10 protein-coding genes are annotated in these 10445 nt (G+C 54.9%); all 10 read left to right on the forward strand.

Going from position 1 to position 10445, the window contains the following annotated elements; genetic code table 11:
- The first annotated feature begins 375 nt into the window (after positions 1-375).
- Positions 376-1257 carry a MurR/RpiR family transcriptional regulator gene (locus tag AC3WQH_RS24550; protein ID WP_007785845.1) on the forward strand — a complete coding sequence of 294 codons (882 nt, stop codon included), beginning with the start codon at positions 376-378 and terminating at the stop codon, positions 1255-1257.
- 15 nt (positions 1258-1272) lie between these two features.
- Entirely contained in the window at positions 1273-2031 is a 759-nt protein-coding gene (nagB, locus tag AC3WQH_RS24555; RefSeq protein ID WP_007785849.1) for a glucosamine-6-phosphate deaminase, read from the forward strand.
- Between the two features lie 124 nt (positions 2032-2155).
- Positions 2156-2908 (forward strand): hydrogen peroxide-dependent heme synthase, encoded by a 753-nt coding sequence (gene hemQ / locus AC3WQH_RS24560; protein ID WP_007785852.1) that lies wholly within the window; start codon positions 2156-2158, stop codon positions 2906-2908.
- A gap of 121 nt (positions 2909-3029) precedes the next feature.
- Positions 3030-5276 (forward strand): S-layer homology domain-containing protein, encoded by a 2247-nt coding sequence (locus tag AC3WQH_RS24565; protein WP_283858136.1) that lies wholly within the window; start codon positions 3030-3032, stop codon positions 5274-5276.
- A 178-nt stretch (positions 5277-5454) separates the two neighbouring features.
- Positions 5455-5868: a zinc-ribbon domain-containing protein gene (locus tag AC3WQH_RS24570; RefSeq protein ID WP_310670674.1), complete on the forward strand. Its 414-nt coding sequence runs from the start codon at positions 5455-5457 to the stop codon at positions 5866-5868.
- Between the two features lie 177 nt (positions 5869-6045).
- On the forward strand, positions 6046-7032 hold the full coding sequence (locus AC3WQH_RS24575; RefSeq protein ID WP_255344306.1) for an aromatic acid exporter family protein: 987 nt from the start codon (positions 6046-6048) through the stop codon (positions 7030-7032).
- A 209-nt stretch (positions 7033-7241) separates the two neighbouring features.
- Positions 7242-7964, forward strand: coding sequence for an amino acid ABC transporter ATP-binding protein (locus AC3WQH_RS24580; RefSeq protein ID WP_005834628.1), 723 nt, complete (start codon positions 7242-7244; stop codon positions 7962-7964).
- A 25-nt stretch (positions 7965-7989) separates the two neighbouring features.
- Positions 7990-8805, forward strand: a complete 816-nt coding sequence (locus AC3WQH_RS24585; RefSeq protein ID WP_005834626.1) for an ABC transporter substrate-binding protein — start codon at positions 7990-7992, stop codon at positions 8803-8805.
- Between the two features lie 65 nt (positions 8806-8870).
- Positions 8871-9557, forward strand: a complete 687-nt coding sequence (locus AC3WQH_RS24590; protein ID WP_005828582.1) for an amino acid ABC transporter permease — start codon at positions 8871-8873, stop codon at positions 9555-9557.
- A 27-nt stretch (positions 9558-9584) separates the two neighbouring features.
- The gene (locus tag AC3WQH_RS24595) at positions 9585-10316 is read left to right on the forward strand and encodes an IclR family transcriptional regulator (RefSeq protein ID WP_005828580.1); all 732 of its coding nucleotides are present in this window, start codon (positions 9585-9587) and stop codon (positions 10314-10316) included.
- Positions 10317-10445: the final 129 nt, after the last annotated feature.

Genomic DNA, 10445 nt, shown 5'->3' on the forward strand with positions numbered 1-10445 from the left:
CTTCTTGGGGTGAAGTCCTTTTTTATGCTTTTCAAGTGCTTGATACGAAAGGGCTCAGAAATCTGCAAAAGGCTCAATTACAAATGTTTTCCTATTTCAAGTAATTCTGTTACAAAAGCACTTTCACTGACTAAGAATTCAAGATAGATGGTTATGTAGGAATGTTTTTGTCAACAGGCAACTGCTCTTTTTGGTCAGAATAGCCGGTGTTAGAAAAGAGGACTGTTTTGGTTTTGGAGAAATACTCCACTTTTAGAAAATACAATGGCGGATAACTCCATTTTTGATATAATGGCGGTAGAAAGCAAGCTTCGATCCGAAAAATTCGGCAATCATACGAACGAGACCGGGCTTATGACCCAAGGGGGGAGCGACATGGCAGGACACACCGAGGAGCTGTCCAATCCGGGGCTGAAAAACAATACGCTTTTGCATATCCAAAGTCTTCTGCCTTCCTTTACGAAATCGGAGCAAAAAGTCGCGAGCATCGTCTTGCAGCAGACAGACAGCGTCATCTACTCATCCGTGATCGACCTCGCGGAAAAGGCGGGCGTGGGCGAGACGACCGTGCTGCGCTTTTGCCGGAAGATCGGTTTTCGCGGCTATCAGGAGTTCAAGCTGGCGCTGGCGCAGGAGCTGGTTGCGCCGGTGAAAAACTTGCACGGCGAAGTAGGCGAGGACGATTCGCTGGAGACGATGGCGCAAAAAGTAACGGCGACGAATCAGCAGGCGATTGCCGATACGGCGGCCTTGTTTGATCCGGAGCAGGTGGAGCGCTGCGTGGAGCTGTTGCAACAGGCGGGCACGATTCACTTTTACGGAGTGGGAACATCCGCTGTGACGGCACAGGACGCCAAGTACGCGTTTTTGCGGATCGGACTGCGGGTCGATGCGATGAGCGAGTCGCACCTGCAGGCGATGGCGGCGGCGACATTGGGACCGGGAGACGTGGCGGTCGGGCTGTCCGTGTCAGGCAGCACCAAGGACACGATCGACTCGCTGAAAGTCGCCAAGGAAGCCGGCGCGACGATCATTTGCATCACGCATTACCGCCGCTCGCCGATTACGAACGTGGCCGATATTACGCTTTTGACCGCCGCACAGGAAGGCCCGCTGCAAGGCGGCTCGCTGGCGGCGAAAATCGCCCAGTTGCACGTGCTGGACGTCATCTGCACGACGATTGCCTTGCGCAACAAGGAAAAAGCGCTCACGTACAAGGAACGGACGGCCAAGGCCGTGCTGGAGAGAAAATATTGACTGAGGTGAGATGAGTTGAAGCTCGTAATTGTCAAAGACTATCAGGAGATGAGCCGCAAAGCGGCGGAACTGCTCGCTCGGGAAGTGAAAAACCACCCGCAGACCGTCCTGGGGCTGGCGACGGGCGGCACTCCCGTAGGCATGTACCGGGAGCTGGTGAAGCTGCATCAGGAGGAGGGGATTGATTTTTCCCAGGCGAGCAGCTTTAACCTGGATGAATACGTCGGCCTGTCCTCTGCCCATCCGCAAAGCTATCGCGCCTACATGCAGGAAAACTTGTTCCGCCATATCAATCTGCCGCAGGAAAAAACGCACGTTCCGGCAGGCGATGCGAAAGATTTGGCGAAAGAATGCGCGCGCTACGAGGAAGCGATTCGCGAAGCGGGCGGAATCGACATTCAGGTGCTCGGGATCGGCAACAACGGGCACATCGGCTTTAATGAGCCAGGCTCATCCGCCGAGTCGACGACGCGCGTGGTCCAACTGACGCAGAGCACGATCGAAGCGAATGCCCGTTATTTTGCAAGCGTCGAGGAAGTGCCTACGCAAGCTGTCTCAATGGGGATCAAGACGATTCTCGGCGCGAAAAAAGTCGTGCTTTTGGCGAGCGGCGAGGCGAAGGCAGAAGCTGTGCGGCTGATGCTGGAAGGCGAGCCGACAGCGGATGTGCCCGCTTCCTTGCTCCAGCTTCACCCGGATGTGACAGTGATCGTAGACAAGGCTGCGGCGAGCCAGCTTGGCGTGGCCGCAGCGAGCAGCGAAGACAAGCGGTAGCCGCCGGGCGCCGCTTGTTTCTTTGTTGTTCACCAATCTGTTCCGAATATATGCTCGTCCCTTATGCTATACTGGGAGTGTTGCCATGAGGTTGACCAGATTTTTCTAGAGGAGCTGATTTTCGATGAGCGCAAACGAAGCGTTGCTTACATTAGAAGGTTGGTACACGTATCATAATTTCCGCACCATCAATTGGGAAAAGTGGAGAGCGGCTTCGGCTGAAGAGCGTCAAGCAGCGCTGGACGAGCTGAACGGCCTGATCCAAACATGGGAAGCCAACGAAGCCGAGAACCAGGGCAGCACCGCTTTTTACTCCATCCTCGGACACAAGGCAGACCTCGTGTTCATGTTCCTGCGTCCGACCATGCAAGAACTCGACGAGATCAAGACTGCTTTCAATAAAACCCGCTTTGCTTCCTATACAGAAGCTCCTTACTCGTATGTATCTGTCGTCGAGCTGAGCAACTACGTACATAACCCGGGAGAAGATCCAAAAGCGAACCCGCATGTCCGCGACCGCCTGTATCCGATCCTGCCAAAATGGGAGCACATCTGCTTCTATCCGATGAACAAAAAGCGCGACCTGCAAGACAACTGGTACATGCTGAGCATGCAGGAGCGCCAGGAAATGATGCGCTCCCACGGCATGATCGGCCGCTCCTACGCTGGCCGCGTGAAGCAAATTATCGGCGGCTCCATCGGCTTCGACGATTGGGAGTGGGGCGTCACCTTGTTCGCCAACGATCCGCTGGAGTTCAAGCATATCGTCTACGAAATGCGCTTTGACGAAGTGAGTGCGCGCTTTGGCGAATTCGGCAACTTCCTGGTTGGAAACGTGCTGAACAAAGAGACGCTCGCGAAAAAACTGGAAGTATAGCAATCCATCCAAAAGACCTGCTGTGCGGCCTGTCGCATCGGCGGGTCTTTTTTTACTGCATTTTCCAGATAAAATGGTAGAATAAGGAGGGACGTCCAAAGAAAGAGAGGAGAGGGTAGTTTTGCTACGAGGCACAAAATCGTGGGGGCTGGCAATGGGCATGTCGTCGTCTTTGCTGCTGACCACGCTGTTTGCAAATGCGGGGACAATCGGGGGAGCGCCGTTGGTTTACGCGGCCGAGCAGCCGACAGCGAAGACGTTGACGCAGGAAGAAGCGCTCAAGCAGGCGCAAAAATGGGTGGCGGTTCCGGCGGACTACAGGCTTTTGCGGGCGCGCTATGTCGGCGCAAACGAAGCGTATTCAACCGAGCCGATCTGGCGGGTGGTCTGGGAAAAAGCAAACGAAGCAAGTCTTTCCGTAACAATTGATGCGGTATCGGGAAAATTGTTGGACTATTCCAAGTATGGAGAAAACGAGAGCGGCGGAGGCTCAGCGCAAATTTCCAGAGAGCAAGCGGAAAAAGCGGCCACCGCATTTCTCGAGCGGGTAACGACAGCAGACGAGCGGGCACGCCTGTCCAAAGCAAATGAGTATGTGCCCCCTAATCAGCCTATGTTCCGCGGCGAACAGCGGGAATTTGTCACCTTTACCCGCGTGGAAAACGAGATTCCTTTTTTGGAAAACGGCTTTCGGTTCATCGTGGACCACAACGGGGAAGTGATGAGCTTCAGCCGGGAGTGGTACGAAGGCAAGCTGCCTGATGCCGCAAAGGTGATCGACAGCGCCGAAGCCGCGAAAAAGTGGGACGAGCAGGCTGCTCCTACTTTGCTGTTCAGCGACATGTCCATGTTCGGACGATCGCAGCGTCTGGCTCCCTTCCAGCTTGCGTACAAATACGAAGCGGACGATCCGCAATTCGTGGATGCAGCAACCGGACAACTGCTCAATGCGCTTGGCAAAGAGGCGAGCGCGAAAAACATCGAGCCGTTGGGAAATACGCATGCCAAAGCCGAGGAAAAACCGCTGATTTCAAAAGAAGAGGCGCAGCGAATTGCCGAGCAATACATCAAGAAGCTGCCAGGGTCATACCGCTCTGAGGGCAGCAACGGGGGCGGCACCAGCTCCGGCGTGGATGGGGTCGAGGTGCGCAGATGGAGTTTCAGCTTCACGCCGCTTCAAGGAAACGGTTCGGGTGAGGAGCAGACAGAACTCAGTATCAACGACCGCGGCGAGCTGGTGGAATACAGTGTCAACGAGAATGCGCGATTCCAGAGATCAGGACAAAAATGGGAAAAGGCAGTCACCTGGGAGCAAGCAGAGGCATCCGCGCTCAAGCTGGTGCGTACCTTGTATGCGGACAGGCTCGGCGACATTTACCTGGTCAAACAATCCCCGTCAAAGGAGACGCTCCAGAGCATGCAGGAGAAGGGTCTGCCGTACGAGATTACGTTTGGCTGGCTGCAAGACGGCATCCCGATTGAATATGCGCAGTTCGCGGTAGAGGTCAATCCCGAGACCGGGGTAGCCGAGACACTGGACAACCGCAGCCGTTGGGACGGGACGCCGTTTGTCGGGGCAGTGGGCAAGGACATCGTGGACCGCGCTGCTGCGAAAAAGGCCGAGCAGAAGCAAAAAACGCTACAGTTGACCTATTATTTGCCGCAGGAAGAACCATTTCCGGTGCCGCCGCAGCCGCGCGAGCCGATTCTCGTGTATCGCTACGTAGGCGATGCGGGAGTTGTCCTGGCAGAGACGGGCGAATGGCTCAGCTTTGCCGAGGCGAAAAAACAGCAGAAGCCGAGCGACATCGAAGGCCATCCGCAGCAGGCGGCACTGGAACTGGCGCTGCGCATGAATTGGCTGAGCGCTGAAGACGGAAAATTGGAGCCGGATAAAGCCGTGACGCGCGGCGAGCTGATCCAGATGATCGGCCGTTTGACGAACCGGATCGAGTTCAACTACCTCCGGCCGCGTTTCTCCAGCGACGAACAACAGAAGCCTTACCCGTTTGCCGACGTGGATGTCAAACACCCGAATTACGCCGCGATCCAGAAAGGGCTGCAATACGGACTGATTCCGAAAACGGGCCAGACGTTTGCGCCAGACCGGACGGCGACGCGCGCCGATGCAGCAGATATCGTCGCCCGCCTGCTCGGCTACGGGGATGTGCTGGACAAGCCGGAGTTTTTTACAGTGCCGTATCAGGACGTGCCGAAAAAGCAGGTGCCGGCAGTGGCGTTGGCGACGGCTCACGGCCTGTTGAAAGGAAAGTCGGCAGCCTCGTTCGCGCCTGAGGGAACCGTATCGCGGGGAGACGTTGCGGAGGTAATGCAAGCCCTTTACGAGCTGAAAAAGACAAAGCAGTAGCCGCCCGAGCAATCGCCCGGTAGGCAGGACAAGCGGACACCATCATGGAGACGATGGTGTCTTTTTTCTTGGAAACCGATTTGTCATCAAAACGTACTTGTAATAGGATGGGAGAAATGCGTGGAACAAGAGAAACGCTTCCGGCAAAAACGTCCGGGAGGCGAGGGAGAGGGTGCGGATGAAAAGTATCAAGCCAGGAAGAGGGCCGTCGGCAATGGGGGCGGCCGGAAGCATCGCAGCCGTTGTTTTCGGCATTTTTTGGACGATCATGGCGTTTGTGATTACACAAGATTCGCCGTTTCCTGTGGTCGGGAGCATTTTTCCGCTGTTTGGCGTCGTGTTCGTCATTATAGGCATTGCGCAAGGTGTCTATCACTATAAAAACGCCACCGGAAAAGAACGGATGTCGCTCTACGATATTACCGATGCGAGCGAAGAAGGCGATCCGCTGAACCGCAAGTACGGCGGCGAGCGCGCAGCAGGGAAGCCGACAAGGACAGAAGCAGCGGGCGAAAAAGCGTTTTGCCCGTACTGCGGACAGCGCGTGCAGGCCGACTACCAATACTGTCCAGGCTGCGGGAAAAAAGTGTGACGGCGACAGCCTTTTGCCGACTGTGCACTACGCTTGCAAGCCGCTTCGCTTCATGCAACGTTTACTTTTTTTAACAAAGTCTTGTCTTTGGTTCGCGGGCGCTTTTTGGTACAGTAAAGGAAAAGGGAAGCGACATCAGAGCGGAGGGGAACAAGACTGAGCTTTCTCAAACTGAAAATCGGCTATCGTACATTAAAAACGGCTATTGGGACGGCGATCTCGATCTTTTTGGCCCAGCAGCTTGATCTGATGTATCCGGCATCGGCGGGAATCATTACGATTCTTTGCATCCAGGTGACGGTCAAGCAGTCGTTTCGCACGGCGTGGAACCGGATCATGGCCAGCTTTCTCGGGCTGGGGATCGGGATGGCGCTGTTTTATTTTTTGGGCTACTCGCCGTTGGCTATCTTGCTTGCGATTCTTTTGTTTTTGCCGCTGGCCGTGCGCTTCGGGATTCAGGAAGGCTTCGTCAGCAGCATGGTCGTGCTCATGCATCTGTACTCGTCCGAGCGAATGGATCTCCCGCTGCTTTTGAACGAAGCGGGGCTGTTGGTGATCGGCGTGGGCGTCGCGCTGCTCGTGAACTTGTACATGCCGAGCCTGGACAAAGATTTGCGCGCGATGCAAAAGCAGGTGGAGCAGTTGTTCCGGCAAATTTTGCGGGAGTTCAGCTACTATTTGCGACACGGCGAGAGCGAGTGGGACGGAAAAGAGATGATCGAGGCGCCCGGTCTGCTGGAAAAAGCGATTCGGCTGGCGTCGCGCGACATCGACAACCGGCTGGGACGCCGGGATGATTCGTACTACCAGTATTTTGTCATGCGCGAAAAGCAGTTTGAGCTGCTGGAGCGGATGATGCCGATCGTGTCGTCGCTGGACACGCAGGTGCCGCAGAGCCACCGCATCGCGGACTTTCTCGAACAAATCAGCGCATCGGTGCATCCGGGCAATACGGCGTACCGCTTTATCGACCAACTTCGCCAGATGCGCGAGGAGATCAAAGAGTCGGAGCTGCCGCGCACGCGCGAGGAGTTCGAGACGCGGGCGTCGCTGTTTTACTTGTTGCGCGAGATCGAAAACTATTTATTCATCAAGCATGAGCTGGGCAAGAACAGTGACGACAAGAAGACAGCAGCCGTAAACAAGGCGAAGCCAGGCGCGTAAAGCCTGGCACAGCGACAGTGGCTTCCTCTGGTTGAAGAGCCGGAGGAAGCCGCTTTTTTTGGCGTTCATGCATATTTATTCAGCAAATTAAATTTTTCTTGAATGTCTGAAAATATACAATTATAATTTAAATCAGAAATCATTTCCGGTATTCGGAAAAAGTATAAGAGGCAATCCATCCGGCAGCAGATAGATAGGGGGATAGCAGGATGATTGAGGTTAAGCAGCTTGTCAAATCTTTCGGCTCGCTCACGGTACTGAAAGGGGTAACGCTCAAGGTCGAGGAGAAAGAAGTCGTCGTCTTGCTCGGGGCCAGCGGTTCAGGCAAAAGTACGTTGCTGCGTTGCCTGAATTTTCTGGAGTTTCACGATGGCGGCGAAATCTGGATCAGCGGGCAGAAGATTGACCCGCACAAGACCAACCTGAACCATTTTCGCGAGAATGTGGGCATGGTCTTCCAGCACTTCAACCTGTTCCCGCACAAGACGGTACTGGAAAACGTGATCGAAGCGCCGGTGCACGTCAAAGGAATGAAGGCGGCGGAAGCGAAAGAGCTGGCGTACGAACTGCTGAAAAAAGTAAACATGCAGGATAAGGCGGATGTCTACCCGGACATGCTCTCGGGCGGACAGAAGCAGCGCGTGGCGATTGCGCGGGCGCTTGCGATGAAGCCGAAAATCATGCTTTTCGATGAACCTACCTCCGCACTTGACCCTGAGCTGGTCGGCGAAGTGTTGCAGGTAATGAAGCAGTTGGCAAAAGAAGGAATGACCATGATCGTCGTGACCCATGAGATGGGCTTCGCCCGCGAGGTTGCCGACCGGGCGGTGTTCATGCACGATGGTCAAATTTTGGAGCAAGGGCCGCCTAGTGCGTTCTTTGAAAACCCGCAGCATGAGAGAACAAAACAGTTTTTGGGCAGTATCCGCTAAAAAAGAGAAACAGGGGGAATTTCAGATGAAAAAACGTGCAAAATGGTCAGGAGTTTTGTTGTCGACCGTACTGTTGGGCTCGCTTTTGCTCGCGGCATGCGGCTCGCAGGAGAGCAGCGCGCCAGCAGGCGGCGGACAGGCAGCGGGCGGCGAAGGCAAAAAAGATTTTACGTACGCGATGAGCGGAGTGTACAAGCCGTTCAGCTTTAAAGAAAACGGAGAACTGACAGGCTTTGACGTGGAAATCGGCAAGGCTTTGGCGGAAAAAATGGGCATGAATCCGGTGCCGATCACAAACCCGTTTGAGACGATCATTCCAGGTCTGGAAGCGAAAAAATACGATACGATCATCGGCAGCTTGACGGTGACGCCAGAGCGGCAAAAGGTAGTTTCCTTCACGAACCCGTACTATCGCTCCGGCTCGCAAATTTTCGTCCAGGAGGGCAATACGACGATCAAGAGCAAGGAAGACCTGAAAGGCAAAAAGATCGGCGTCGTGAAGGCTTCCAACTACCTCGACTGGGCGAGAAAGCTGACGGATGAAGACAAGATCACGCAGTACGACAGCGATATTACGGCGTTGCTCGACTTGCCGACAGGACGCCTCGATGCGGTCATTACCGACCAGGTAGTAGGCTTGCGCTTTATTAAAGAGGGCGGCGGCAAAGTGATCGACGTCGGCGAACCGCTCAGCTACGATGAACAGGCGATTGCCGTGCGACTGGGCGACCAGGAGGCAGTCGACCGGATCAACAAGGCACTGGACGAAATCATCAAAGACGGCACCTATGAAACAATCAGCCAAAAATGGTTTGGCCGCAATATCCTGCAAAAACAATAAAGTGGGCAACGGGGTGTCCGGTCTGGGCGCCCCCCTTTTTCCGCTTCATGTGAGGAGGATCTCCAATGATTATTGATATTTTCCTATCCAGTTATCCCCTTTTCCTTAAAGCGACATGGCTGACCGTGCAGCTTACGGCAGTCGCCCTCTTGCTCGGGTGCATCGTCGGTCTGGTCATTGCCTTTTTCCGCATATCCGATTCCAAGCCGCTCAACTACTTCGCGCACGTGTACATTACCGTCATTCGCGGCACGCCGCTGATCGTGCAAATTTGTATTTTGTACTTCGGGCTGGCGAACATGGTGACGCTCTCCCAGTTCTGGGCGGGGGCTATCGCGCTTGCGGTCCACAACGGCGCGTACATCGCCGAAATTTTCCGCGGCTCGATCCAGTCGATTGACCGCGGACAGATGGAAGCGTCGCGCTCGCTCGGGATGTCGTATCCGCTGGCGATGCGCCGGATTATTTTGCCGCAGGCGTTCCGCAGGGCGATTCCGGCGCTAGGCAACCAGTTCATCATCGGGCTGAAAGACTCGTCGCTGGTCGCGTACGTAGGAATGCAAGATTTGTGGGGGACCGGTCTCGGCGAGGCGGCTTCCAACTACAAGCAGTTGGAAACGTACATGGTTGTCGGCTTGTACTATCTCGTGCTGATTATGCTGTTCACTTATTTTGTCAACCGATTGGAAGCCAGGCTGGCCCGGGGAAGGGCGCCGAAAAAGCAAGACAAAGGGACGAGTGTTGCAGCGTAACGCACTTTTACGGAGGACGAAGCAATTATGGTTCAATCTATCGAGCGGACGATGAAAATTATCAGAGTGCTGATATCTGACGAAAAACCTGCCTGGCCGATTTCGGAGCTAGCTGACGCAACTGGCCTGCCCATCAGCACGCTCCATCGTTTTCTCGACTCGATGATCCAGTTCGGCCTGGTTGAGCAGGAGCCTGCGACCAAGCATTACAAGCCGGGATATACCTGGATGGAAATCGGCTTTATTCTGCATGAAAAGCTGAATTTGCGCGCCGTGGCGCGGCCGTTCATGGAGGAGCTGGCAAACGAGGTCGAGGAGAGCATTTTCCTCAACGTGCCGGCGGGGACAGATTCGATGCCGATCGAAAAGGTCGAAAGCCCGCTGAAAATCCGCATCGACGAGAATTTGGGGGAGCGCATTCCTCTCACGATTGGCGCTCCCAGCAAAATGATTCTCGCTCATGCCAAGGCGGCTGAAATCGCCAAGGTCGTCTCCGCGCAACTGCCCGAGCAGCGGCAGCAGGCATTTGTAGAGCAACTGGCAGCAGCGAAGCAGAGCGGCTATGCCATCAGCTACGGGGAGAAAACGGAAGGGACGATGGCAGTCGCAGCCCCGGTCTTCGGCTACGGCAACCAGCTCGTGGCAGCCTTGTCGATCAATGCGCCGATCTTCCGGGTCCCGGAGGAAAGGCTGCCGCAGCTCATTGAAAAAGTAAAAGAGAAGGCCACCGCGATTTCGGCAAGAATCGGCGGAGCCTAGATCAAACCTCCATTTCCGGATGAACGGATGGAGGTTTGATTTTTTCTAATGCTTACAGATTTTCCGAACGAGAAAGCCCGCTACGGTGCGATAGCACCCCCTTTAGGGGCGGGATGAGAGTGAGGTCAA

It is taken from the genome of Brevibacillus sp. FW301-21C12A (assembly GCF_058788915.1).

Coding starts and splice junctions, on each gene's coding strand:
- AC3WQH_RS24585 (WP_005834626.1), top strand. CDS start 7,990: ATGAAAAAACGTGCAAAATGGTCAGGAGTTTTGTTGTCGACCGTACTG.
- AC3WQH_RS24550 (WP_007785845.1), top strand. CDS start 376: ATGGCAGGACACACCGAGGAGCTGTCCAATCCGGGGCTGAAAAACAAT.
- AC3WQH_RS24595 (WP_005828580.1), top strand. CDS start 9,585: ATGGTTCAATCTATCGAGCGGACGATGAAAATTATCAGAGTGCTGATA.
- AC3WQH_RS24580 (WP_005834628.1), top strand. CDS start 7,242: ATGATTGAGGTTAAGCAGCTTGTCAAATCTTTCGGCTCGCTCACGGTA.
- AC3WQH_RS24590 (WP_005828582.1), top strand. CDS start 8,871: ATGATTATTGATATTTTCCTATCCAGTTATCCCCTTTTCCTTAAAGCG.
- hemQ (WP_007785852.1), top strand. CDS start 2,156: ATGAGCGCAAACGAAGCGTTGCTTACATTAGAAGGTTGGTACACGTAT.
- AC3WQH_RS24570 (WP_310670674.1), top strand. CDS start 5,455: ATGAAAAGTATCAAGCCAGGAAGAGGGCCGTCGGCAATGGGGGCGGCC.